The 24570-nt window shown below is 67.1% G+C and carries 23 protein-coding genes, 1 tRNA gene and 1 pseudogene; 9 read left to right on the plus strand and 16 right to left on the minus strand.

Annotation, left to right across the window (positions count from 1 at the left end):
- Nucleotides 1–8: 8 nt before the first annotated feature.
- Nucleotides 9–1400, minus strand: coding sequence for a cytochrome P450 (locus QX070_RS28545; protein WP_315740480.1), 1392 nt, complete (start codon nt 1398–1400; stop codon nt 9–11).
- 207 nt (nt 1401–1607) lie between these two features.
- The gene (locus QX070_RS28550) at nt 1608–2981 is read right to left on the minus strand and encodes a hydrolase (protein WP_315740481.1); all 1374 of its coding nucleotides are present in this window, start codon (nt 2979–2981) and stop codon (nt 1608–1610) included.
- 166 nt (nt 2982–3147) lie between these two features.
- Here QX070_RS28550 and QX070_RS28555 point away from each other — a divergent pair.
- A pseudogene (locus QX070_RS28555) lies at nt 3148–4832 on the plus strand (MFS transporter).
- A 75-nt stretch (nt 4833–4907) separates the two neighbouring features.
- On the opposite strand, the gene QX070_RS28560 reads toward QX070_RS28555, so the two are convergent.
- Together QX070_RS28560 and QX070_RS28565 are read right to left on the minus strand one after the other, a co-directional pair.
- Nucleotides 4908–5909, minus strand: coding sequence for an NADP-dependent oxidoreductase (locus QX070_RS28560; protein WP_315740482.1), 1002 nt, complete (start codon nt 5907–5909; stop codon nt 4908–4910).
- 137 nt (nt 5910–6046) lie between these two features.
- Nucleotides 6047–6637, minus strand: a complete 591-nt coding sequence (locus tag QX070_RS28565; protein ID WP_315740483.1) for a TetR/AcrR family transcriptional regulator — start codon at nt 6635–6637, stop codon at nt 6047–6049.
- A 105-nt stretch (nt 6638–6742) separates the two neighbouring features.
- On the opposite strand from QX070_RS28565, the gene QX070_RS28570 reads away from it, so the two are divergent.
- Complete coding sequence (locus QX070_RS28570; protein ID WP_315740484.1) at nt 6743–7549, plus strand: oxidoreductase; 807 nt, start codon at nt 6743–6745, stop codon at nt 7547–7549.
- A 74-nt stretch (nt 7550–7623) separates the two neighbouring features.
- Here QX070_RS28570 and QX070_RS28575 read toward each other — a convergent pair whose 3' ends face one another.
- Nucleotides 7624–7839 (minus strand): hypothetical protein, encoded by a 216-nt coding sequence (locus QX070_RS28575; RefSeq protein WP_315740485.1) that lies wholly within the window; start codon nt 7837–7839, stop codon nt 7624–7626.
- 115 nt (nt 7840–7954) lie between these two features.
- A complete protein-coding gene (locus tag QX070_RS28580) occupies nt 7955–8242 on the minus strand; it encodes a hypothetical protein (protein ID WP_315740486.1) in 288 nt (95 codons plus the stop codon).
- A 321-nt stretch (nt 8243–8563) separates the two neighbouring features.
- On the opposite strand from QX070_RS28580, the gene QX070_RS28585 reads away from it, so the two are divergent.
- Nucleotides 8564–9610, plus strand: coding sequence for a polysaccharide deacetylase family protein (locus tag QX070_RS28585; protein ID WP_315740487.1), 1047 nt, complete (start codon nt 8564–8566; stop codon nt 9608–9610).
- Between the two features lie 79 nt (nt 9611–9689).
- Here the strand turns inward: QX070_RS28585 and QX070_RS28590 are convergent, their stop codons facing one another.
- Nucleotides 9690–10106, minus strand: a complete 417-nt coding sequence (locus tag QX070_RS28590; protein ID WP_315740488.1) for a hypothetical protein — start codon at nt 10104–10106, stop codon at nt 9690–9692.
- Nucleotides 10107–10537: 431 nt separating this feature from the next.
- On the opposite strand from QX070_RS28590, the gene QX070_RS28595 reads away from it, so the two are divergent.
- A complete protein-coding gene (locus QX070_RS28595) occupies nt 10538–11116 on the plus strand; it encodes a hypothetical protein (RefSeq protein ID WP_315740489.1) in 579 nt (192 codons plus the stop codon).
- A gap of 17 nt (nt 11117–11133) precedes the next feature.
- Here QX070_RS28595 and QX070_RS28600 read toward each other — a convergent pair whose 3' ends face one another.
- The 4 genes from QX070_RS28600 to QX070_RS28615 all read right to left on the minus strand — a co-directional run bounded on the left by QX070_RS28600 (nt 11134) and on the right by QX070_RS28615 (nt 14936).
- Nucleotides 11134–12537 carry a GSCFA domain-containing protein gene (locus tag QX070_RS28600; protein WP_315740490.1) on the minus strand — a complete coding sequence of 468 codons (1404 nt, stop codon included), beginning with the start codon at nt 12535–12537 and terminating at the stop codon, nt 11134–11136.
- Nucleotides 12538–13323: 786 nt separating this feature from the next.
- Complete coding sequence (locus tag QX070_RS28605) at nt 13324–13848, minus strand: hypothetical protein (RefSeq protein ID WP_315740491.1); 525 nt, start codon at nt 13846–13848, stop codon at nt 13324–13326.
- Nucleotides 13849–13986: 138 nt separating this feature from the next.
- Nucleotides 13987–14352: a hypothetical protein gene (locus QX070_RS28610; RefSeq protein ID WP_315740492.1), complete on the minus strand. Its 366-nt coding sequence runs from the start codon at nt 14350–14352 to the stop codon at nt 13987–13989.
- 104 nt (nt 14353–14456) lie between these two features.
- Complete coding sequence (locus QX070_RS28615) at nt 14457–14936, minus strand: hypothetical protein (protein WP_315740493.1); 480 nt, start codon at nt 14934–14936, stop codon at nt 14457–14459.
- Between QX070_RS28615 and QX070_RS28620 the strand changes: the two genes are divergently transcribed.
- The gene (locus tag QX070_RS28620) at nt 14923–15177 is read left to right on the plus strand and encodes a hypothetical protein (protein ID WP_315740494.1); all 255 of its coding nucleotides are present in this window, start codon (nt 14923–14925) and stop codon (nt 15175–15177) included. The genes QX070_RS28615 and QX070_RS28620 overlap by 14 nt on opposite strands.
- A 629-nt stretch (nt 15178–15806) precedes the next feature.
- On the opposite strand, the gene QX070_RS28625 is transcribed toward QX070_RS28620, so the two are convergent.
- The 4 genes from QX070_RS28625 to QX070_RS28640 all read right to left on the minus strand — a co-directional run bounded on the left by QX070_RS28625 (nt 15807) and on the right by QX070_RS28640 (nt 20004).
- Nucleotides 15807–15882, minus strand: a tRNA-Thr gene (locus QX070_RS28625).
- A 147-nt stretch (nt 15883–16029) separates the two neighbouring features.
- Nucleotides 16030–17925: a heme biosynthesis protein HemY gene (locus tag QX070_RS28630; protein WP_315740495.1), complete on the minus strand. Its 1896-nt coding sequence runs from the start codon at nt 17923–17925 to the stop codon at nt 16030–16032.
- Nucleotides 17926–17932: 7 nt separating this feature from the next.
- Nucleotides 17933–19225, minus strand: coding sequence for a hypothetical protein (locus QX070_RS28635; RefSeq protein ID WP_315740496.1), 1293 nt, complete (start codon nt 19223–19225; stop codon nt 17933–17935).
- 50 nt (nt 19226–19275) lie between these two features.
- Nucleotides 19276–20004, minus strand: coding sequence for a uroporphyrinogen-III synthase (locus tag QX070_RS28640; RefSeq protein ID WP_315740497.1), 729 nt, complete (start codon nt 20002–20004; stop codon nt 19276–19278).
- A 140-nt stretch (nt 20005–20144) separates the two neighbouring features.
- Here QX070_RS28640 and tsaD point away from each other — a divergent pair, with 140 nt between their 5' ends.
- The 4 genes from tsaD to QX070_RS28660 all read left to right on the plus strand — a co-directional run bounded on the left by tsaD (nt 20145) and on the right by QX070_RS28660 (nt 23516).
- A complete protein-coding gene (tsaD, locus tag QX070_RS28645; RefSeq protein ID WP_315740510.1) occupies nt 20145–21212 on the plus strand; it encodes a tRNA (adenosine(37)-N6)-threonylcarbamoyltransferase complex transferase subunit TsaD in 1068 nt (355 codons plus the stop codon).
- A 214-nt stretch (nt 21213–21426) separates the two neighbouring features.
- A complete protein-coding gene (locus QX070_RS28650) occupies nt 21427–22407 on the plus strand; it encodes an NAD(P)H-dependent glycerol-3-phosphate dehydrogenase (RefSeq protein WP_315740498.1) in 981 nt (326 codons plus the stop codon).
- Between the two features lie 312 nt (nt 22408–22719).
- Complete coding sequence (locus QX070_RS28655; protein WP_315740499.1) at nt 22720–23133, plus strand: EVE domain-containing protein; 414 nt, start codon at nt 22720–22722, stop codon at nt 23131–23133.
- Nucleotides 23134–23300: 167 nt separating this feature from the next.
- Nucleotides 23301–23516 carry a dodecin family protein gene (locus tag QX070_RS28660; RefSeq protein WP_315740500.1) on the plus strand — a complete coding sequence of 72 codons (216 nt, stop codon included), beginning with the start codon at nt 23301–23303 and terminating at the stop codon, nt 23514–23516.
- A gap of 225 nt (nt 23517–23741) precedes the next feature.
- Here QX070_RS28660 and QX070_RS28665 read toward each other — a convergent pair whose 3' ends face one another.
- Nucleotides 23742–24245: a DUF2059 domain-containing protein gene (locus tag QX070_RS28665; RefSeq protein ID WP_315740501.1), complete on the minus strand. Its 504-nt coding sequence runs from the start codon at nt 24243–24245 to the stop codon at nt 23742–23744.
- Between the last annotated feature and the right edge of the window lie 325 nt (nt 24246–24570).

Genomic DNA, 24570 nt, shown 5'->3' on the forward strand with positions numbered 1-24570 from the left:
CGCCGGGATCAGACGCCCGCCCTGGGCGTGAGCTTGAACAGCGGCGAGCGATCCGGCTGGGTCGTGACCACGCCGACCGGCATCACGGGTGCGGCGTCGAGCATTTCGATGTCGAAGGCCGCCACCAGCCGTGCCAGCGCCAGCACCGCCTCGGTCAGGGCGAAATGAGCCCCGATGCAGACCCGCGCGCCCGCTCCGAACGGCAGATAGGCAAAGCGCTCCGGCGGCGGCGCGCCCGGCATGAAGCGATCCGGTATGAAGGCGTTGGGCGTTTGCCACAGCCTCTCGTGCCGGTGCAGCAGCCAGGGCGAGATCAGCACGACGTCGCCGCGCTTCACCTGGAACTCGGCGATACGGTCCGGCCCGCTTGCGGCGCGCGCAATCAGGAAGGCGGGCGGATAAAGCCGCAGCGTTTCGTCGATCACCGCGCGTGTGAATGGCAACTGATCCGGATTGCTCAGATCCGTCGCGGCGCGCGCCTCCTGCGCCAGCCTGTCCTGATTGGCTGGGTCGAGCGCGATGAGATACAGCGCCCAGAACAGCGCCGTCGCGGTCGTCTCGTGCCCGGCGAGGATCATGGTCGCGACCTCGTCGGCGAGCTGCGCATCGGTGAACGCAGCGCCCGTTTCCGGATCGCGTGCCGCGCCCATCAGGTCGAACAGGTCGCGCGGCGGCGCATCCTCCAGCTTGCCGGCCGCGCGCCGCTCGGCCATCAGCATGGCGACGAAGGCGGTCCAGCGCTTGCGGAAGCGTCGGCGCGCGAAGTCGCGCGGCGTCGGCCAGGACAGCGGCAACACGATGTCGAGCAGATGCGGGCTGGCCAGCCGCGCGCCATACTCGTAGACGAAATCGCGCAGGGTGGCGCCGTGCCGGCCCATCTCGAACGAGAACATCGTGCGGCCGGCGATGTCGAGCGTCATGCGCTGCATGATCTCGCGCAGGTCGAGCGGCTGACCGCATTGCTCTCTCAGCCGGACAACGGTCTCGTCGGTCACCGCGACCATGTGCGGAACGAGGCCGGAAACGGCGCGCGGCGTGAAAGCCGGCGCCAAGGTGCGGCGCTGGTGCTTCCACGCCTTGCCTTCGGCGATCAGCAGCCCCTCGCCGAGCACTGGACGCAGCACGCGGATGGCGCCGACGGTGCGGACGTAGTTCTCCCAATTGTCGACCAGCACATGCTTGATGGTATCAGGCGTATTGAGAATGTAGCTGGAGCTGCCGAAGAAGCGGCCGCGGATGATGTCGTCCTCATAGGCGCGCTGGCTCCAGGTCGCGATCGCGTTGTCGCCCATCATCAGCACGCGGCGCAGCGCGCCCATGCTGTCCGGCGCCCGCGGCGGCGTTGGAGGAACCAGTGGCAGGCGTGCCTGCGGCAGGTAGTGGACTTCGGCGGTACTCATTCACTGCCTCTCGACGCTGTCGTGAGCGGGGGACGGCGGACCGGCTGCACGGCGGCATGCCGAGCGCCGGCTGCTGTAGGACGAACCGGCCGGCCGCGGAACGGCGGTTTCCTGCCAGAGGTAATTCGGTCACCTCGCTTGCAACATGCGTGGGAGAGCGCGATTCAGCGCTCTCCGAGGCTGTGATGTACCATCATACTCCAGCAACTAATTAGTCAGCTCGATCATCGCAATCCTGCTCTCCGATGCTGGCCAAAGACGGGCGGCGATGCGTTCCTCGTTGAACAGTCCGATGACGCTGCGCCCGACGTCGCCCGCTGGCAGCCGCAATGTCGTCGCTGCATCGGTCGGTATTCCCTTCTGTACGTCCCCGGGTTCCTTGCCGTCGAGCAGCACGATGTCGCGGGGCAGGCCGAAATAGCCGCGCGGCCTGATCATGATGAGAATCGCTCCGGCGCCGGCATCGGCCTGGCCGAGCGGCCGCGCCGCGCGCAGATGCACGACGTCGGACGAACGCGGGAACGGCGAACGGTAGAAGTGCGTGATCGGCGCGCCCGGCGAGGTCAGCACGATCTCGAGATAGGATGTCGGATCGACCTCCGCGGGACCCCAGCGTCCGTCGGCGCCGGTCTGGCCGCGATAGACAGGCTCGCCGTTGCGTGCGCCGGTCTCGCTCGAGACGCGATAGACCTCCACGCTTGCGCCCGCGACTGGGCGATTGGTCGGCGCGCCGCCCGGCGTTCCCGTCACCAGGCCGCTGATCCGCACCTGCTGCTCGGGCTGGATCGCGATCTGCGTCGGCTCACGGCCGGCGATGAATTTGTAGATCTCGCGGAACGCGCGCGGGTGGAATGCGACCTCGCGATGGTCGAGCGCGCCGATCACGAGATTGGTCGCGCCCTTCAACGCCGGCCCTTCGGCCGTGATCCCGGTCGGCACACCAGGCTTGCCGACCAGGCGGCCATCGGCCTGCGCATATTTGTCGAGGCCGTCGCTGCGCAGCGTGAGGAAGGCGGTGCCCTCGGTCACCTCGCTGTCACCGGCATTCAGTCCGCGCAGGAACGGGCCGCGGCCGTTGAACTCGCTGCCGGGACTGTCCTCCCAGTCGAACACGCCATGATTGGGCGTGCCGCACAGTACGGCATGGCTGATATCGCCGCCGCCGCCGTTCTTCACCACATTGCGGATCGCGTTGCCGCCGCGCGAGCTGCCGACTAGCGCGATCCGTGCTGCACCGGTGCGCTCCTTGAGCGCCTTGATCGCTTCGGCAAGTTCGCGCCGCTGGTCGTCGGTCGACGAGCGACCCGGCTGCGCCACGGCGTCGTCATTGCGCGCCAGCGGGTCGGTGAAGTTGAGCGCGGCAAGGCGCGTTCGCGGCACGCCGTTGGATTCCATCCGCCACAGCGTCGTCAGCCAGAGCGCCGCGTGGTCGCCATTGCCATGCACGAACAGGATCGGGGGAATCTCGCCTGCCGATGTGGTCGCCGCCGCCGTTTGCGTATGTGCAGGTAAGGTCAGACCGCTGGTGAGCAGGGGCAGGGTTCCCATGGTCTGCAGAATGGTGCGGCGCGTCAGCTTCATCGGCGGTCTCCCTTTCGTCTCATTCATTTTGTGTTCGTTGGCCGCGGTCCATGATGCGAGCCTGGATAGCGAGCACTGGACAGCGGCGGACATTCGCAGGCATCACATACGTCCGGGCGGAATCAAGCGATAGTTCAATGCGGACGGACGACGTGGACGGAACAGCATGAATGCGCCGCAGAAACGTGAGCTGTTTGCGGCCGAGGGCATCGCCGCGCCGCTCCGGCACGCGGTGTTCCGCCGCATCTGGCTGGCGAGCCTGCTGTCGAATCTGGGCCTCCTGATCCAGGCCGTGGGCGCCGCCTGGGCGATGACGCAGATGACGTCGTCGGCCGACAAGGTGGCGCTGGTGCAGACCGCCTTGATGCTGCCGGTCATGTTCATCTCGATGCCGGCCGGTGCCATCGCCGACATGTATGATCGGCGCATCGTCGCGCTGGTTGCGCTTGCGGTGGCCCTGGGCGGCGCCGCCACCCTGACCGTGCTGGCCTGGCTCGGCCTCGTGAGACCCCAGAGCGGCTGCTGGCGCTGTGCTTCGTGATCGGCAGCGGCATGGCGCTGATGGGGCCGGCGTGGCAATCCTCGGTCAGCGAGCAGGTGCCGCCAGAGACGCTGCCGGCGGCGGTCGCGCTGAACGGCATCAGCTACAACATCGCCCGCAGCTTCGGCCCGGCCATCGGCGGCGTGGTGGTCGCCGCTGCCGGCGCGGTCGCAGCCTTTGCGGCGAATGCGCTGCTGTATCTGCCGCTGCTGGCCGCGCTGTTCCTGTGGCGGCGCGTGGTCGAACCGAGCCGCCTGCCGCGCGAGCCGCTCAACCGCGCCATCGTCTCTGGCGTCCGCTACATCGTGCATTCGCCGTCGATCCGGATCGTGCTGATCCGCACGCTGGTCACCGGCATCATCGGCGGCTCGATCTCGGCGCTGATGCCGCTGGTGGCGCGCGACCTGCTGCATGGCGGCGCGCAGACCTACGGCATCATGCTCGGCGCCTTCGGCATGGGCGCGGTGGTCGGCGCGCTCAACATCGGAGAGATCAGGAAACGGCTGTCCGGTGAGGCCGCGATCCGCACCTGCGCGCTGACCTTGGGTGCGGCCACCGCCGCCGTCGCACTCAGCACCACGCCGGTGCTGACGGCGGCGGCGCTCGTCATCGCCGGTGCGGTGTGGATGCTGGCGGTGGCGCTGTTCAACATCGGCGTGCAGCTTTCGGCGCCCCGCTGGGTCGCGGGCCGCGCGCTGGCGGCCTTTCAGGCGGCGATCTCCGGCGGCATCGCGATCGGCAGCTGGGGCTGGGGCCGCCTGACCGACGCCGCCGGCGTCGAGGTCGCGCTGCTGGTGTCGGGAGCGCTGATGATGGTGTCGCCGCTGCTCGGCCTGTGGCTGCGGATGCCGCCGATCGGGGCCCGCAACGAGGACGGCGAGACCTTGGCCGATCCGGAGGTGCAGCTCGAGCTGACGCCGCGCTCGGGGCCGCTGGTGGTCGAGATCGAGTACCGCGTCGCCGAGGACAATGCCCGCGCCTTCCACGACCTGATGCAGGACGTGCAGCTCAGCCGCCAGCGCAACGGCGCCTATGGCTGGTCGATCGCCCGCGACATCGCCGATCCCGAATTATGGACAGAGCGCTATCACTGCCCGACCTGGATCGACTATCTGCGTCAGCGCAACCGCTCGACCCGCGCCGAGCGCGAGCTGCACAAGCGCGCGATCGACTTCCACATCGGCACCGACCCGGTGCGCATCCGCCGCATGCTGGAACGCCCGTTCGGCTCGGTCCGGGCCAAGGAGGATATCGACCGCACCGCCGAGCAGGCACCGGCCGTTGCGTCAGCGGCCCGCAGCGGGCCCTAGAACGGCGGGGGCAAGCGTAGCCTTCGCGAGCTATGTCCGCTTCAGGATCGCTGTCAGCTGCAATCAAGAAACCCGCTACTGCACCTTGATCACGACCTTGCCCTTTGCACGGCCGGTCTCGACATAGGCGAGCGCCTCGGGCGTCTGGGTGAAGGGGAATATCTTGTCGACGACGGGGCGAATCGCGCCGCCATCGATCAACCCGGCGATCTGCGCGAGTTGCCGGCCATCGGCGCGCATGAACAGGAAGGAATAGTCAACGCCGAGGCTCTTTGCCCTCTTGCGCACGCTGCGGCTCAACAGCCGGATAACAAGCTTCAGAACGGCGTTCAGCCCGAGAGCCGTGGCAAAGGCCGGATCGGGCGGCCCCGAAATCGAGACGAGGCGGCCGCCCTGCTTCAGGACGTTCAGCGATTTCGCAAGCGTCTTCGGATCCTGGCTGTGCAGCACGACGTCGTAGCCCGAGAGAACTTTTTCGAAGTCCTGGGTCGTGTAGTCGATCACGACATCGGCGCCGAGGCTGTTGACGAGGGCGGCGTTCTTCGCACTCGTCGTCGTCGCGACCGTCGCCCCCAGATGTTTGGCAAGCTGGATCGCGATCGTACCGACGCCGCCGGAGCCAGCCTGGATGAAGACCTTCTCGCCCGGCTTCACCTTCGCGACATCGACCAGAGCCTGCCACGCCGTCAGCGCGACCAGCGGCACGGACGACGCCTCTTCCATCGTCAGTGTGCGGGGCTTGAGTGCGACATCGTCTTGGTGGATGGCGATGAATTCCGCGAAGGTGCCAATGCGGTGATCTCTTGGCCGGGCATAGATCTCGTCGCCGACCCTGAAGCGGCTGACCCCATCGCCGACCTTGACGACGGTCCCGGCGACGTCGTGACCGAGCACGAAGGGCGGACGGTAGGGCAGGAAGATCTTGAACTCGCCGTCCCTGACCTTCGAGTCGATCAGGTTCACGGCCGAGGCATGAACGCGAATGAGGACGTCGGCGCTCTGGACCTGCGGATCGGGCCGCTCGACGAGGCGTAGCGGGCCCTTCTTCTGGTACTTCTCGACGGCGTAGGCTTTCACTGGGACTCTCCTGTCTGTGGTCCTTGCCTGGCAATGTGTCGCTTCCGCCGTGCGATCTGCACAAATTCAGGTGTGGTCGAGGCTGATGGCGCCGCGCGTGACGTCATCCGAACGCACACGACGCGCGCATCGGGGGTTCATTCAGGCTTAGGAAGCTGATGCGCGCGAAGGCCAGCCAAGGTGCGGATCGCGAGTTTTCCGCTCCGCAGGATGCCACTCGACGCCTCTTCGTCGACTGCGCGTGCCAGTTGGAGCGTCCCGATCAGGGTCGCAAAGATCGCGCATGCCACATCTTCCCTCGCTTCGACATGGGCCGGAAGTGCTTCCGCGAGAAGCAGCACAAGGGCGCGAGACTGTTGGGCATACATGCCGCGCGTCTCTTCCGGCTGCCGCGCAAGCTCCGGTAACAGTGCCGCGGAGGCGCAGCCCTGCCCCGGATGGTCCCGGTGTTCGGGGGAAAGATAGATGTCGATCAAGCGATCGAGTCCCCCTTCGTCCAGCACCTCGCGCAGCCATACGGCCTGCCTGCCGAGGGAGTCGGAGATCGTCTCGCGGACGAGATCGGCCTTCGAAGGGAAGTGCGGATAGAAGGCGCCGTTCGTCAGGCCGGCATCCTTCATGATCGTCGCCAGACCTGAGCCCGCAATTCCATCCGTGCGGAAGCGCTCGACAGCGACGTCCATGATCCTGCGGCGCGACGTGTCCTTTCGGCCCTTTTCGTATCGCATGACGCCTTCGTCCGCATCTCTATTGCATTATGATCATAATATCACTAAACGATCATAATGCAACCCGTCTCTGACGCGAAGTCCGAGATTACGTGAGGAAAACACATGGCCGCCGTAAGAACTGCAATCGTGACCGGGGCATCCTCCGGCATCGGCTACGCTGCCGCCGAAGGTCTAGCCCGCGCGGGTTTCACGGTGTTCGGAACAAGCCGGAAGATCGCCAATGACGGCCCCCAGGGCGTCACGATGCTGGCCTGCGACGTCACCGACGAGGCGTCGGTTTCTGCGCTGATCGCAGACGTCGTCTTGAGGGAGGGGAAGATCGACCTCCTCGTCAACAACGCCGGCATCGGCATGTTCGGCGGCGCCGAGGAATCCTCGATCCCGCAATCGCAGGCGCTCTTCGACGTCAATGTCTTCGGCGTGATGCGGATGACGAATGCGGTGCTGCCGGTGATGAAACGCCAGGGCGGCGGCCGCATTCTCAACATCGGCTCCATCCTCGGGGTCATCCCGGCGCCGTACTCGGCGCATTACTCGGCCGCCAAGCATGCGATCGAGGGCTATTCGGAATCGCTCGACCACGAGGTCCGGGCCTTCAATGTCCGCGTTTCCGTCATCGAACCGGCCTATGTCCGCACCGTTTTCGATCAGAACGGCATGGAGCCCGACCAGCAGAAAGCCGAATACGATCAGGCGCGCATGGCTGTCGCGGCGCTGCTGCGGGATGTCATGCCCAAGGCCGACCTGCCGGATGTCGTCGTGAAGGTGATCATCAAGGCGGCGAGCGATCGGGTCCCGCGCCGGCGCTACACCGCAGGCAATGCGGCGCGCATGGTCAGTCTGCTGCGCCGATTCGCAACCGCCGGACTATTCGACAAGACCCTGCGCAAGCAGTTCCGGCTCGCGTAGTCAGACGCTTCCGACCGCCTTCGGGCGGGCCGCACCAGTTCGCGAAAATTGCTGTCCGTGCTGCGGGACGGACCTTACTGCCCGTGCTCGGTCAGCACCTTTTCGCAAGCCTTCGACAGCTTGGCCCGATGCTCCTTGAGACAGGCCAGCACCGCCTGATCGCCGTTGTTCATCACCGCCCGGCAATGCCGCGAGACGTCGCGCGCGCAGGCATCCTGGCCGGGCTGCTGCTGGGCTGAGGCCGCCGCCGCCATCAGAACCAGAGGAATGATCGTTAGGATTTTGTTCATGACTGGCGCCTCGCTCCCGGCATTGAAAGGTTGGCGGCGCTTTTAGTGGTCACAACCGGCCGTCGCAAGCGCCGCGGTCGCAGCCGGGGCGCGCAGGGGAGCCAAGAGCGGTTCCTCAATTGGCGTCGTTGACCTCGGCGACCTTGCCGCTGCGCCGGGAGACCTCCTTGTCGAGCACGGCGCGGCAGCCGGAGCTGAGCGACGAGCGGTTCTTGATCATGCAGGCGGTGATCGCCGGGATGTTCGGGATCTCGCTGCTGCACAGGCGGAAGGCGTCGCCGGTGCACATCTGCTGCGCTTCGGCGCTGAAGGCGAAGCTCGCAGTCGAGGTGAAGGCCGAGACGGCGGCGACGCTGATGGCGGTCAGAACGGCCTTTCGCAGAACATTGGTGGACGTCGTCATGGCTGGCTCCCATTGGCGCCGCATGTTTGCGGAGCCGCGTGTTTCAATGCGCCCATCATGGCCTGATCGCTCTCTAGCAACCGTGATGCGGGTCACGCCAGATCCAAACCTGGTCGGCAGTTCCGGCAGGCCGATGGCCGCGGCGACACGTCGCTCCGGTGAACTGCCGCTTCGGCGCCGGCATCATTCTGGAAATCTTGCCCGATCCTGGTCGTGTTGGCACCGCGTTAAGGAATCGTTGGCACTAATGGAAGCTAATTGAAGGAGGCGGACAGCGTTGCGTCCGCCATCGAGTGTCTCGCGCTTTCGGGAAGAGTAACCATGCGTAATGCGTTAGGCTTGCTGCTGGCCACCGTCGTCGCGGCGTTGGCGATCACCGGTGTCTGGTACTACGTATCGAAGCCCAGCGCCGCCAAGGCCGCCGCGCAGAGCGCAGCGGCGAGGCCGTCCGAGCCGTCGCCGCCGCCTCCGGCGCGAGTCGCCGCCAAGGCCGGCGCCAAGGACGATGTCGAGATGACCGGCACGATTTCCACGCGCATGGCGGCAAGCGCGCCGGCGCCCGTGCAGCCCAAATCGACCTGCGCCAATCCGGACGCGCTCGGCATCTCCCGCACCGTCATGGTCGACACCACCGGCGGCCCCGGTTTCGGCCTCGACCATTTCAAGCAGTTCGACTTCCTCGCCGACCACGAGGTGGTGCTGACCTTCGACGACGGCCCGTGGCCGGTCAACACGCCGGCGGTGCTGAAGGCGCTGGCCGACGAATGCACCACCGGCATCTTCTTCACGATCGGCAAGCATGCGACCTATCATCCGGAGATCCTGCGCCAGGTGCTGGCCGCCGGGCATGTCGTCGGCGTTCATACCTGGTCGCACGCCAATCTGAACGGCAAGAAGATGACCGACGAGACGGCGAAGGAGGAGCTCGAGAAGGGCTTCAGCGCGGTCAAGTTCGCGCTCGGCACCAACCCGGCGCCGTTCTTCCGCTTCCCGCAACTGCAGCACCGGCCCTCTGCCGTGGCCTATCTCGGAAGCCGCAATGTCGCGATGTTCTCCTGCGACGTCGACAGCTTCGACTTCCGCTCCAAGGATGCCGACCAGGTCGTCAACACCGTGATGACCGGGCTCGACAAGAAGGGCAAGGGCATCATCCTGATGCACGACTTCCAGAAGAACACTGCGCTGGCGCTGCCGACCCTGCTGCGGCGGCTCAAGGCCGGCGGCTACAAGGTGGTTGCGATGAAGCCGAAGGGCACGCTCGACACGCTGCCGGAATATGACGCGATGATCGGCCAGGATCCGAAGCTGCCGACGACAATGACCAATGCGCGGCCGATCTCGAGCGTGATCCAGACCATCTCGCAGTGATGCTCCGCTGCAGGGTCTCCTCGCGCGAAAGGCCGGGCATTCGCCCGGCCTTCTTCGTTTGTCGCCTGTCGCCGGCCGCTCACCAATAGATGCCGTGGCGATGCAGCTCGCGGACGATCCGGGCTTCAGTCCAGCTCTCGCGGCGCGTCCGGTCGGAGCGCGCCGATTTCGACCGCCGCGATGATTTCTGCACCGAGCGGGTCGGCTCGGGCGCCGGCGTCGCAGCGGCGACGGCGGGCTGTGGTGGAGTTGTTGCGGCGACCGGAGCCGCGGGAGCCGCAGGCGCAACCGGTTGCGCAATCGGCTGGACCTGGACCGCGGCTGCTGGCACCGGCGCCGGCGTGACGGTGACCTCGCCGGCCTGCTGGACATAGCTCGGGCGCGGTGCCGGAGCGGCGGCATCGCTCGACGTCATCGACAGGCTGCGCGTTCCCTCGGCCTGTGCGGCCGCGGCGGACGCGAGCATCATGGCTCCGATCAGGATTATCTTGCGCATCGTGAAGGCTCCCCTCGTTGACTGAGAGGAGGTTTAGACGCCGGCGCGACCGTCCGATGTGACCGCGGTCACGCTCGGCCCTGCAAGCGCGAATGGAGCCGGGATCTCGGCACATGTCATTGCGGACCGGCGCACCATTTTTCTCGAACCCTTTTCGCCGCCGCGGCGACTTCCGTTCAGGACGCGGGAACTCGGGACGAGCCCAGCCGGACAAGCGACCGACTGCAGCATTTGCGCGGTGGCGCCCGCGGCAGTCCTGCTTACCTGACTTTTGCTACCAAATGACCGTCACGACGCGGTGCTTCATGGGGGCCAGGGCGATCTCAAGATTGAGGTATGATTGTATGTATATGTCCTGTTCATTGGTGCTGGTTCAGAAGATTCGCCGAATCCGATAGTCAGGGCGATCGATTCGGAGGAAGGATGCGCGCATGGGCCGGGTGATCGTTGCGATGTTCATGGCGGCCGTGACGTTGCTGGCCGCCAGCGGGCAGGGCCGGGCGCAGTCCGGCGACAACAGCGTCGAGGAGATCTATATCGCGCGGAGCGTGCGCCAGGGCCGCGTCGTGCCGTCGGATTTCTGCGCGCCGACCAAGACCGGCTTCGCGCCGGCGCTGGAGGATCAGCTCTCGATCCGTTCCGTCGGGGTCCGGCCGGCTGACGGCCGCATGACCGACACCGGCGACAAGAGCATCGGCGAGATGCGGGTCTGCATCGGTCAGGCGATGGATCCGACCCTGCTCGGCACCTACGCCGAGGGCCAGCTCAACGGCATCGCATTCACCGGCATCGGCGATTGCCGGCTGGTGCGCGGCAATCTGCCGGAGGACGGCCTGCTCACGCACCGCTGCTTCCTGGCGCTGTCGGGCCTGCCTGAGCCCTATGTCGGCGGCTTCCTGGTCTCGAGCTCGCTGTATTCGAAGACGCCGTTCGGACCTGAGAGTTCGCCGCCGGGCTATGCCCAGGCCGGCATCCTGGTCATCCGACTCTGGAAGAAGCGGCTGCCCTGAGGCCGCCGTTCGCGCGCTCAGGCCGGCGAGAAGGTCTGCACGAAGGCGCGCACCGCCGCGGACACCTTGTCCTCCGAGACGTGCCAGGCGGCGCCGTCGTCGGCGGCGAAGAAGCTGGAGGCGTTGGAGCCGGCCCAGCGGAACACCTCGAACGACGGCCAGTACCAGATGTCCTCGAGGTTCGAGTTGTTGACGACCTCGTGCGCGACCAGCCGCATCGTGCTCTTCGACAGGCAGTCGGCCTGCACCACCGATTCATATTCGAACGAGGTCAGCAGCGGCACCGGCGACACGGTGACGATCACCTTGATGCCTGGCCGGATGCTGCGGATGAACTCGATCAGATAGAGCACGTTGTCGACGTTCTCCTGCACGCTGGCGGTGCGGAACTTGTACTTCTCCGCCAGCGCCCGCGAGTTCAGCGCGGTCGGCCGCGGCAGCACGAAGGCGCCGGTCTCGCGGTCGAAGAACGCCGCGGCGACGCCGAGCGTCAGGATGAAGACATCGGCCTGCTTGATGACGGCCAGCGTGTTCTCCTTGCTCGATCCCGGCGGCAGCAGCTCGACGATGCGCTCGCGGATCTCCGGATCGATCTCGGCGTCGCGCAGCCAGTCGACGAACACGCGGTTGGCGAAGGTCGTGTTGATGTACTCCGAGATCTCCATGTGGTGGCTGGAATAGCCGCTGTCGGTGAGGCTCTTGGAGAGGTTGCGCGCGAAGCACGAGCCCATGGTGAAGAAGCGCGTGCTCTTGTCGAGGAATTTCGGCGCGGCGGCGAGGTTCACCGCGATGTGGTTGGTGATCAGCGTCTGCAGGTCGCCGAGGAAGTCCTTGGTCTCCGGGTAGCGTCCGACCTTGGCGCGGCCCTTGGCCTCCTTGGCCTTGCCCTTCTTGGCGTTCGACCGCGCGAGCTCCAGCGTCTCGCGGTTGATCGGGTTGTCATAGGCCGGGTTGAGCTTGATCGCCTTCTCCAGCGCGGCGACCGCTTCCTCGAATTCGTTGCCCTGGGTCAGGATCTCGCTGAGCGAGAAATAATCGGCCGCCTGGTTGGAGGCGTGGGCGAGCTTGCGGAACAGCTCCATCGAGCGGGTGAACGGCCCGACATGGCTGCAGCGCACGGCCGCGCTGCGGATCAGGTGCAGGTTGCCCTCGCTCGGCTCGTCGAAGATCTCCGGATGCTCGTCGAGGATCGCCAGCATCATGTCGCGCGCCTCGGCGCGCTTCTTGTGCGAGCCGTCGTCGATCAGCTGCGCATAGATGAAGCGCGCGTTGATGTCCTTGGGGTCGAGCTCGAGCAGCTTCTGGAACGCGAGCTGGGCGCTGACGAAGTCCTTGTCCTCGATGTATTTGTAGGCGAGCGTCCGGATCTGGCCGACGATGGATTGAAACTGGGTGTGGTTGTCGAGGGCAGTCGTGCTCATGTCGCGGGTTCGCCTTTGTCTCGCGTTGCGTCTTCGGCCGTCGGTCCGGCGCTGCTGCCAGCGGCCGGTGCATCGCCAGCGGCGGCCGACTGATCACGCGCACGGGCGCTGCGGCCCCGCGAGAGACGTCCCGACCATGACCTCTGGATACTGATCGCCACCGGCCCTGCCGCTGGCGTACGCCCGAGCGCAACCGACACCTGCGGGATTCGAACGCGACGACGCGCTCGTCCGGATCGCCGCCAGCCGCCAGTGCGGGCATTCATCCCGCCGCTCGCACCGGACGATGGCGCGATTTGGGTTAAGCAATTCTTAACCGGCCAATGGTGCGCGGCGAGCGGACGCGACGAGAGAGACAGGAAGGCGGAGCAACGGAGAGAGGCTGGTGCACTAGAGGGCACCTCACTATAGTCGCACTTTATTGACTTACCTTGCGAATTTCTGCGCGACTTCGGCGAAGGCCAACGAAAAGGCCAACATTTTTCGCGGCCTTGGGCGAACGATCCCGAACGCCGCGAAGACTTTCCAGACACTACGCGCGACTACGCGCGCGCGCGTGGCGGGACCGAAAGCGACATCGCTCGTTCTCAGTGGGCGGCGAGCACCGTCTAGACCAGCGCGTCCCTCGCCGCCCCCGCCAATAAGATAGTGTCTTAGTTGAGACCCCCGGACCTTGCTCATGCCACGCGTTCGGCTGCGGCGCCCCGTCCGCCGGTGTCCGCACGCCCTGCATTTTGTCGTTCGCGGTCGCCGGATATTGTACGGAGACGGCTAAAGTCTCTGCTCCTAGACCAAGTAAGCGATTGCGACAGCCGCCAGTAGCTTGAATGTGGTGATGATAAGAACGAATCCTTGTGCCCGCTCATCTGCCTCCAGGCGCGCCGTCGCGACCGAGACGGCAGCGCTTTTTAACTTTGCATCTATGCCGCGCCGTTGCACCTCATCAAGAGCAAGAGCGTAATTAGCGTCCCCAACGTCTTGCAGTGGCCGCGAGAATCTGTCTGGGTCGCGCATAGAGCCATAGTACGCCGTAGCCAACGCCAAGGTGTCGTCCGGCAGTCTTGAGATTTCCTCGTTGTGCCGCGCCGCGGTGAAATCACCGACCGCGGCGAGCACGTCAGCCATCTCACCCCACAGAACTATTTTGCTGAATGAGGCTCTGTATCGGAACCTCATTGCGGCGAACCACGCGAACGCGGCAAAGCCCGCTAACCAAACAGCCGCGTAGGCGATGAGCCCGTGCCAGCCAGCGAAGTAGTAGCAGGCCGCAACGCAGATGATATCGAGCGCGAAATAAGTTGCCTTCTTCACGTCTCAGTCTCCTTTCCTATCCTCTTGAGCCCTGAGCGAGGCGGTCCGCACCGGTTAGCCGAAAGAAAGAGCCGGCGCACCTCTCAGCGCGACGGCTCTCAAAACTCCCGGCGTGCATCCATTCGGCAGTCCAACTTATCACTCCGGCAAAGCCGCAAGCATGTCATGGAGCTCGGTCGCGGCCGGGTCTATGCCGCGCCAATCGCCCCCGGGCTGGAAAAGCATTATCGCTGTTTGCATCGGATAGCGGTCGCGCCAGCCAGCCAGCGCGCGAGCCCGCGCCCCGGGTCCCAACGCACCGATATGCAGTGCTGCCGGCATCTCGCTTACCGGCCCGCTCGGGTTTGGCAGGCCGCGGGCTTCAAGCTCTGCCGCGCGGTGATCAACCGCCTCTTCCAAAAGAAGTTCGATTGCTTCCGTGATAGAAGCCGCCTCAGGCGTGATCTCGCGCACGCGCCGCAGCAACTCACTGCTAAGGCGAGCGCTTGTTGCTTTCTTTCTCATATTATCTCCGTGTAGTTGAGCTGAGGGGCGTAAACGGCTGTGTGTGCCCTCACCGAACCTTTACCGCGTCCGAAATTCGGCTATTAGCGACTTATTCGCGCGAGCTATTTTTGTCGGGTTTTCGGACGGCCGGGTGGACGCTCCAGTCCGAGTTTTTTCCGGCGCCGCTGATCCGCCCTCTCGTCAGCTGCCTGATAATGACTCCCCCTCTTATCCGCGGGCCCGATTTCTTTATCGATATCGTCCCACATGCTGCGTTTGGGACGTCCGGCTTTCTGGGGCTCTTCGTTCCCCAGCGGACGGAGGGCGTCGAACATGCCGAGCAGCTTTAGCGCCGCTTCCTCGACCGGCAGAATTCGAAGCTGCTCAACGATGGCGCAGGCGGCTGCAATGCGTTCGTGTCTTTCCCAGACCGCATGCTCCAGCGGGTCGAAGCTGTCATCGCAACGCCCGTGCAGACGGTCGATGACTTCGGGGTTTTTATCGAGGAAGTTCGTGTGAGCTTTCTCGCGTTCTTCCCATTGTGCCTTCATCTTCTGGACGTCCTCCGGGCTCGCGGGTGTCCACGTCTTGTTCTTCGCCACCTTCCTCCGCTTTGCGCTTGACATGCTTCAATTCCACGATTGCGGCGCCACCGGAATGCTACCACAGACCAGCAACCTGATCGCCGGGGTTACGGTGCGCTGCACGTTTCTCGTCGTCCTGCTCGCGAGCCGGATCGGCCTCGGCATCGAGTTTGATGGCGGCCAACACGGGACGATTGACGGTGTGCGCAGCACTGGAGCAGTGCAGGGCGATAATTCCGAATACCAGAAATACTGTTGACGCCGACCCCAAATCAGTGGTTTGATCCGGCCATCCCGCCCGCACTGAGAGGGGCGCATCGCGATCGTCACGGGACGTTGCGGCGGGGAGCGGTGGCCGCGGGGCGACGCAGCATCTCCTTGGAGGTGCGGACGAACGTCGCCGCGCGGACGGTCAAGCCGTGTGGTCCCGACACCCCGACGCTGGTGTCTTGGTCGACGACGATGTCGATGACGGGGGCAAGCAAGCCCGGTCCCCTGGGAGAGCACGGAGCAGCCGTTCAAACCATTGCGCAGGGAAGGCCGGGTTGTTTCCGGCTGAGCCTGTGGTTCCTTCCCCGTGCACTTCTTTCGCACGGGGGCCGCGGGTGCCAGTCGGCACTCGGCCTTCCCTGCGCCCTCTCATTCAAGAGGACGCCAGATTGCAGCAGAGCTCGGGCCGAACCGGCCGCGAGGTTGCGGTGGCATGGCGCGAGCAAGGCTGCGACGAGCGGTGGGCTGTTTGACAGGGTTGATCGGATCATAACGCGGGGCTTTAGCCGGAGCACCGGGGGGCTCAAACGCCCGGCTTCGCCAAGAAGCTACGCCGGGCACGCCTCGCCCTTCGGGCACCTGCGCGGCTGCGCCACGCATAGCCCGAAGGGCGAAGCGTGGTGCCGCAAGAGGGACTCGAACCCCCGACCCCGTCATTACGAATGACGTGCTCTACCAGCTGAGCTATTGCGGCGAACCATAGCGGCGAGCGCCCGGCACGGGGACGGACGACGCGATCGCGCTCCTGATATCGGGCGAACGGCCCGTTGGCAAGGACAACGCGCGCCGCCGCGGCGCGGAAACGAACCGGTGTGACCCGGAACGGCGGGGCTGGTTGCCCTCAGCCGCCGAACCGTGACCAGAACCCGCGCCAGCCGCCGGCCTGGGCCTTGGGTGCGAGCTGCTCGGCGAACTCGTCGCGGGGCTGGTCGTCGTCATCGACACCGGGATCGTCCGGCGGCCGCATGATCGGGACGATCGCCTGGATCGGCGTCTCCGCCGGCCGGGCGAGGTCGTTGCGGGTGCGGAACAGCGGCGTGGGGGCGGCTGCCGCCGTCTCGGCCGGCTTGGCGGCCACGGCATCCGGCTCGGCCTCGGTCTCCGGCTCCGATTCGGCCTCGGCGGGGCCTGCGGCCTGCAACGGCGGCGCCGGCTCGGCGGCGATGGCGGTAGCCTCGATCAGCCTGCCGTCCTCAGCCGTGTCCACAGGGATATCCACCGGCTTGTCGATAGGCTTGTCCACGGCCTCGACCAGCTTTTCGGCCTGCTCGGGCTCGGCGGCCGCCGCCGGCCGCGGCGGCTCGTTGTCCTGCACGGCCGGCGTGATCACCACGGGCTCGGGTGCGGGCTCGCGCGGCGGCGCGACTGCGGCTTCGGCCACGGCGGGCCGGGCCGGCGGGGCCAGCACGGCTTCGGCGAAGGCCGAGCTTTCGATCACGCTGCTGCGCTCCGAGGGCAGGCTCGCCACCGGCGTCTGCCATTGGAAGGCGTCGAGCCGGCCGGTGACCGGCGAGATTGGCTGCCAGCGGTCGCTGACATAGCCGTCCGCGGTCCAGGCCGGGTCGTGGCGGGCGCGCACCGCGCGCAGCGCCCATTCCCGCGCCTTGCCGGCGTCGCCATGCTCGGTGCGCTCCAGCTCGGCCATCAGCATCGCCACGCGCTGGGTCGGATCCTCCGTGAACGGCGCCAGCGCCTCGCGGGCGCGGCCGAATTCGGCGGCGTCGATCGCCGCGCGCGCCACCGCCAGCGCGCCCTCGACCTGGCCGGGCGTCCGCGCGGCCAGGTTCTCCACCCGCGCGAGCCGCTGCGTGGCCGAATCGCCGAGCCGCACATGGGCGTAGGCGTCGGCGAGATCCGGATGCGGACACGCCGCCCAGGCCGCCTCGATGATCTTCATCGCGCGCCGCACCTGGTGCGCCTCGCTCTCGAACTTCGCCGCGAGCACCGCGGCCGGCACCAGGGTCGGCGCCAGCTTCACCGCGTCCATCGCGCTCGAGCGCGACTGGTCGCGGTCGCCGGTCTCCAGCGCCAGCGCGCGCGCCGTCAGCAGCACGCCGCGCTGACGGCGGTAGGTCGGCTTGTCGATCATGCCGGCGGTGTAGTTGCCGTCGAGGATCGAAAGCGCACCGTCCCAGTCGGCCTCGGCGCAGCGGAAGCCGAGCACCGCATGCGAGGCCCAGGTGGCGTTGGGCGCCAGCCTGAGCGCCTCGTCGGCAATCATCACCGCGGCATAGGCGTCGTCGGCGCGCTGCGCCTCGATGAACAGGCCGCGCAGGCCGAGCAGGCGGGTGTCCTGGCGCTCGGCCATGGCGCGGAAGGCACGCCGGGCGCCGTCGCGGTCGCCTTCGAGCTGCGCCGCCTGGGCGTGCAGGAGCAGCGTCAGCGGATCGTCGCCGGCCAGCCGCCTGGCGGTGTCGGCGTGCTGCCGCGCCGCAGTCGAATCGCCGTGGCCAATCGCCAGCAGGCCGTGGGTGATGGCGTGGCGGCCGCGCTGATGCCGGCGGGCGCGGTGCGCCTTGCGGATACGGCCGGGTGCCCGCAGCAGCGCGCTGATCAGGTTCCACAGCGCGACGCAGGCGGCGATGGTGAGGCCGAGCGCCAGCACGAACACCGGCAAGGTCATGGCGATCCGCCACGGGCCCCAATTCAAGACGACGTCGCCCGTCTGCTCGGCGACCCAGGCCGAGCCCGCAGCGGCGAGCCCGACCAGGATGAGGAAAATGACGATCCGGAACATGGGCGTCCTATTGCGCGGGTTTGGCGAGCGCGTTCATCGCGTCGTCGGCGAATTTGCGGGCGGTCGACAGCGCGGCGTCGCGGGCATCGGCGCGGGCGAGCCAGTCATTGGCGGGGGCGCGATCACCAGGCGAGAGACCCCTCAGCTCGCGGCGGGCCTCGGCGAAATCGTTCCGCAGCGCCGCCGCGGTGATCCGTGCCACGACCGCGCCGCGATCGGTGCCGGCGCCGTCGGTGCGCTCGACCTTGACCAGGCTCGAGGCGCCGGCCGAGAGCTTGCTGAGGATCGAGGTCCCCGTGGTGCTCTCGGGCGCCGGCGGCGAGAGCTTCGGCACGATGGTGAGCAGCTCGCGGCTCAGTGCCGCGGGGCTCGGCACGCCGGTCGTGGCGAACGCCTCCAGCGGCTTCAGCGCGGCCGCGTCGGGCGCCAGAGATTTGGCGGTGGTCAGCGCCGCTCCATAGGGATCGCCGTGACGGACGGCGACGTCGAGCAGGGTCGCGGCGACCACGCGGCGCAACGGCGCGTCGTCGGCCGGCTTGGCCGCCTCGGAGATCCTGGCGCGCTCCTGTGCCAGCGCCGCGCTCTGGCTCTTGCTCGCCCGCTCCAGCGCGTCGATGCGTGCGGTCAGGCCGGAGAGATCGACCGGCTCGGGTGCGGGCGCCGGCGCGGAGCCGTCGCGCGGCTGCGCCCGGACGTCGTTGAGGGCGGCCACGGTCTTGTCGGCCTGCGCGCGCAGGCCGGCGATGTCGTTACGCAGCGCTGCCATCGCCTTGTCGGCGGCATCGAGCCGGCCGGTCACGGCGCCATCCGGCTTGCCGATGCGCTGCTCCAGCCCGGCGACGCGGGAGGTGAGCTCGTCGACCGCCGTGGCCTGCGGCGAGATCGCCGAGGGCGGTGAGACCTGCGGCCAGCCCAGCATCCAGCCGACGCCGATGACCAGCGCGGCCGCGGCCGCGCCGGAGAACGGCGCGATGATCCAGGGCGAGATCGGGCGGGGTGGCGGCGTCATGCGCGGCGGCTCGGCCGCAGCAATGGTCTCCTCGGCCCTGTCATCGGCGGCAGCAGCCGCTTCGGCGTCCGGCGCCATATGCGGGTGCGATTCGGCGGCGGTCTCCGACGATCCTTCGGCCATCGCCGCCGCCGGAGCGGACCATGGCGAGGCGGTCGGCCGCTCGGCCGCGCTCTCGCTGGCCGACGGGCGCTCCTCGCGTGAGGTCGGCTCCAGGTCGATGGTCGGCGGTGGCCGTTTCGGCCGCCCGGTGTCGGAGGCCGGTGCAGCGGTGTCGGGTTCATCGACCATGGTGGAAGTTCCCTGGCTGAGGCAAGATTGAGCAGGCCCTCTTACGCCATTCACGACCGTAGCGCACGGGTCAGGCCCTCCAGCATGTCGTTTTCATCCGGATGCGCCGCGATTGTGACCTGGGTGGCGCCGGCCTCGCGCAGCACCTCGGCGACATTGGCCGACAGGCAGCCATGGGGCACCGCCAGCGCCGAGATTTCGACGCCATCGGCCCGGATGGCGGCCACGAATGCCGCGGCACTCCGCCGCGAATAATGCAGCACCGCCTCGATCCGGTTGGCTGCGAAGGCCGCGCAGACGTCGCGCGGCAGCGCCGCGACCGGCGCCATCCGATAGACGGTCTGGGTGACCACATCGAAGCCGCGCTCGGCGAGCTCGGAAGCGAGGTCGCGCGAGATGTCGGCGCCGGCGAGATAGAGCAGGGTGGCCTTGGCGTCGATGACGCCGCTGTCTGCGATCAGGTCGCGCAACGCCGTCGCATCGGCCGCGGCCGAGATCACCTGCATGAAGCCGGCCTCGCGTGCGGCTGCGGCGGTCCGGTCGCCGACCGCGAACAGCGGCAGGCGAAGCAATGCGGACCCTCTGAGCTGCGGCGCCGCCGCGCGCAGCGCGTTCGATGACGTCACGATGACGCCGGCGGCGTCGCGGCCCGCGTCCGGCGGCAGCGCGACCGGCTCGAAGCGCAGCATCGGCGCCAGCAGCACCTCGAAGCCGCGCGCGCGCAGGGCGCTCGCGGTGCGTTCATTGTCCGGGGCGGGACGGGTCACCAGCACGGCCATGTGCTATGCTCCCGTCGAACACGGATCGGCCGGGCTGCAACGGACGGACGATTGCACCTGGCGACCTCGTGGTGTTAGGCGGTTCTGCGCACTCATAATGACCAAAAGGGTTGAGATTGGGTAACGAATCGCAAACGCTCGTGCTCGGCATCGAGACCACCTGCGACGAGACCGCCGCGGCCGTGGTGGCGCGTGATTCGGACGGCAAGGGGCAGATCCTCTCCAACGTGGTGCGCTCGCAGACCGACGAGCACGCCATCTATGGCGGTGTGGTTCCAGAGATCGCGGCGCGCGCCCATGTCGACATGCTCGATCATCTCATCGACGCGGCGATGCGCGAAGCCGGCATCGACTATGCTGCGCTCGGCGGCGTCGCCGCGGCGGCCGGGCCGGGCCTGATCGGCGGCGTCATCGTCGGCCTCACCACCGCCAAGGCGATCGCGATGGTGCACGACACGCCGCTGATCGCGGTCAACCATCTCGAGGCGCATGCGCTGACGCCGCGCCTCACCGATGCAATCGACTTCCCCTATTGCCTGTTCCTGGCCTCCGGCGGCCATACCCAGATCGTCGCGGTCGCCGGCGTCGGCGACTACGTCCGGCTCGGCACCACCGTCGACGACGCGATGGGCGAGGCGTTCGACAAGGTCGCGAAGATGCTGGGCCTGCCCTATCCGGGCGGACCGCAGGTCGAGCAGGCCGCGCGCAATGGCGACCCCGCGCGCTTTGCCTTCCCGCGCCCGATGCTGGGCCGCAGCGATGCCAATTTCTCGCTGTCCGGGCTGAAGACGGCCGTGCGCAACGAGATCGGCCGGTTCGACAAGGTGAGCGAGCAGGACATCGCCGACCTCTGCGCCAGCTTCCAGGCGGCGGTGCTGGACTCGACGGCCGATCGCCTGCGCGTCGGCCTCGACCTGTTCAAGCAGCGTTTTGGCGCGCCGACCGCGCTGGTGGCCGCCGGCGGCGTTGCCGCCAACCAGGCCATTCGTGGCGCGCTCGACGACGTCGCGCAGCAGGCCGGCACCCGGCTGATCATGCCGCCGCCCGAGCTCTGCACCGACAATGGCGCCATGATCGCCTGGGCCGGACTGGAGCGGCTCGCGCTCGGCCTCGTCGATGGCATGGACGCCGCCCCGCGGGCGCGCTGGCTGCTGGATGCGAATGCCAGCGTGCCCGGCAAGTTCGCGAATACGCGCGCGGGGTTTTGAAGGTGATGGAATTGCTTTTTCATTCCGCACGAAGCGGCTGGATCGCCCTTGGCTGTGATGTGGCAAGCTCCTGCACCACACGCGGTGCGCTCCCCTCCCCCTTGCGGGGAGGGGTCGGGGGTGGGGGTGGCTCCATAAAAATTCTCGCTCGTGGCACCCCCCTCCCCAACCCTCCCCCGCAAGGTGGGAGGGAGCGCAGCCGAATCCGCGGCGAATGACTCGCTTCCAAACGATCTCCGTCATCGGCGCCGGTGCTTGGGGCACCGCGCTCGCCGCTGTCGCGGCGCGCGCCGGGCGTGACGTCACGCTCTATGCCCGCGATGCCGACCACGCCGCGCGCATCTCTGCTGCCCGCGAGAACCCGCGCCTTCCCGGCATTCCCCTCGCGTCGCGCATCGCCGTCACCGCCGATCTCGCCGAGGCCGCGCGTGCCGATGCCATCCTCATCGTCGTCCCCGCGCAGCATCTGCGCGGCGCCGTCATGCATCTCGCCCCGCTGCTTGCACCCGCCACGCCGCTGGTCGCCTGCGCCAAGGGCATCGAGCACGGCACCCATAAATTCATGACGGAAGTGATCGCCGAAGCCGCGCCCAACGGCATCCCCGCGATCCTCTCGGGTCCGAGCTTCGCCGACGACGTCGCGCGCGGCCTGCCGACCGCGGTGACGCTCGCCGCGCCCGACGAGGCGCTTGCGGCCGATCTCGTCCATGCGCTGGGCTCGCCGACCTTCCGGCCCTATCACTCCACCGACGTGCGTGGCGTCGAAATCGGCGGCGCCGCCAAGAATGTGCTGGCGATCGCTGCCGGCATCGTTTCCGGCCGCAAGCTCGGCGCCTCGGCGCTGGCGGCGCTGACCACGCGCGGCTTCGCCGAGCTGGTGCGGCTCGGCCGCGCCTATGGCGCCCGCAGCGAAACGCTCACCGGCCTGTCCGGCCTCGGCGACCTCATCCTGACCTGCGCCGGCCCGCAATCGCGCAACTTCGCCGCCGGCCTCGCGCTCGGCCGCGGCGAGCCGCTGCCCGCGGGCAAGCTTGCCGAGGGGCAATACACCGCGCCGGTCCTGGTCGAGCTCGCAGCCTCCCGCGGCGTCGAGATGCCGGTGGCGCAGGCCGTTGCCGCGATCCTCGCGGGCGCGGTGACGATCGACGCCGCGATCGAGGCGCTGATGATGCGCCCGTTCAAGGCGGAGGAGTGAGCGTTCTGGCTGCGCACCACATTCACCCCTCACCCTGAGGAGCCCGCCGCAGGCGGGCGTCTCGAAGGGGGAGGCCCTGATCCGGCCTCATGGTTCTCGGGGCGATGCGAGAGCATCGCCTGAACGCGCCTGCGGCGCTCCTCAGCATGAGGGTTGAGCGCAGAGACCGGCGCCGCGTCATCGCTGGGCAAAAGCGCAGCGCCCCGGCTCTAAGGTGTTGACCCGGCCGTTGTCGTCTTCTTTGATCCGGCCGCCGAGCGAGGCCGTATTCCGCTCGAGACTGGCGCGACGTGATCTGAGGATCTTGCACATATGAACTACTGGCTGGTGAAATCCGAACCCTCGGTGTGGTCGTGGGACCAGCAGGTGGCGAAGGGGGCCAAGGGCGAAGCCTGGACCGGCGTGCGCAACTTCACGGCGCGGCAGAATCTGGTGGCGATGAAGAAGGGCGACCTCGCCTTCTACTACCATTCCAACGAGGGCAAGGAGATCATCGGCATCGCCGAGATCATCAAGGAAGCCTATCCCGATCCGACCGACAAGACCGGCAAGTTCGTCTGCGTCGACATCAAGGCGCACAAGGCGTTCAAGACCCCGGTGACGCTCGCCGCGATCAAGGCCGACAAGACGCTGAGCGAGATGGCGCTGGTGAAGCAGTCCCGGCTGTCGGTGCAGCCGGTCACGCCTGCGGAATGGAAGCACATCTGCAAGCTGGGCGGCGTGTAGGGCGCAAGGGCTTGTGAGACGCGCAAGGCGTTAGCGCCATTCGTGGTAGCTTCGGACCTGCGGCTGCCATGGGCAGGCTGCGTCCTTTCAGGCGCCGCGCTGTGATGCTACGTTCAGTTGTAGCAGGGAGCACCTGCTTCCTGCTCCATACCGAACAGGAGACCGACATGTCTGACAGCGTCTACAAAGTCATCGAGCTGATCGGTACCAGCAGCGAATCTTGGGAAAGGGCAGCCACCAACGCCGTCGAGCAGGCGGCGAAAACACTCCGGGACCTGCGCGTTGCAGAAGTCGTCAAGCTCGACATGCAACTCGATGCGAAGGGGAAAGTCGAAGCCTATCGGGCCAAGCTCAACGTGTCGTTCAAGTTCGAAGGCGCATGAGCTGACCATCGACCCGCGTTGTCGTTCGCCGGCCTATCGGCCGCGGCAAGGTTTGAGCCTGCAATCCGGTGTCGTGCCCGCCATCGGGGGCATGACCGTGGACGTCTCGGTTCGGCTTCCCGGTGATGGCGAGGCGGGACGGACCACAAGCCTGTCATACGGAAATTGCCCGTCGCGCCGGTTATGTCGCAGGGCGCGCCGCTGCATGACGACCGGGAGTTGGGATCAGAGATCGAGACCTCTCTTCCTCAGTTCATCGACCATCTGCTTCCTGATCTCTTCGCCGAGAGCTTGACCAAATTTCTGCCCGGCAATGCTCGACTCCTGGGTGACGGACGGCAGCTTCTGCAGGACTCTTTGACCTGTCGGGGTCCTGTAGAACTCAGCCATGGTCCTGAGGTCGTCCGCCGAGAAGTTCCTGGCATAGATGACCGCGATCGCATCCGAGAATTCGGAAACCCTGCCCTGAAAGGCCTGGGTGAACTTCGGGATCAACGCATCATATTGCAGAGCGACCTCGGCGCGCCCCTGGACGATCGTCGGTCTCAGGTTCTTCAGAACGATCGGCAACAGGGCTGTCGCCTGGTCATTCATATGCATCACGGAGACCAGCTCTTTCGCGGCCGCCAAGGACTCCTGTGATGTCGCTTGGGCTCTTGCCGATGGCGGCGCTGCGGCGGTGAGCCAAATGGCGGAGGCGACGACGACGTACCGACAGCGATGCTTCATCCTGATCCCCCATGTGCCGGCTGCAGCGGCGATCGCTGTTACGGCCGGGCTCCAATTCTTAAAATCAGCCGGAGCCAGCGAACAGTATTGCTAAGCTGTGTTTTCTGCCGCTGCAACCGGATTGGCATCCCCCGCGCTATTGTGCGGATCAAAGCCTGCTCGGTTGCCCGTCGGGCAGTTTCCGCATTCCCGACATGCGCCAATTGCCCGTCGAGTTAGTTTGCCGCAGCCGCGCCGGCTTGTGTCGTCGAGGCTGGGCAAGAATCCGAATTAGGGGGGTGAGAGGGCTCGGCGCGGTGCAATTTCGAGCCATGACTGCATCATG

The organism is Bradyrhizobium sp. SZCCHNR1093, assembly GCF_032381175.1.
Lineage (GTDB): Bacteria > Pseudomonadota > Alphaproteobacteria > Rhizobiales > Xanthobacteraceae > Bradyrhizobium.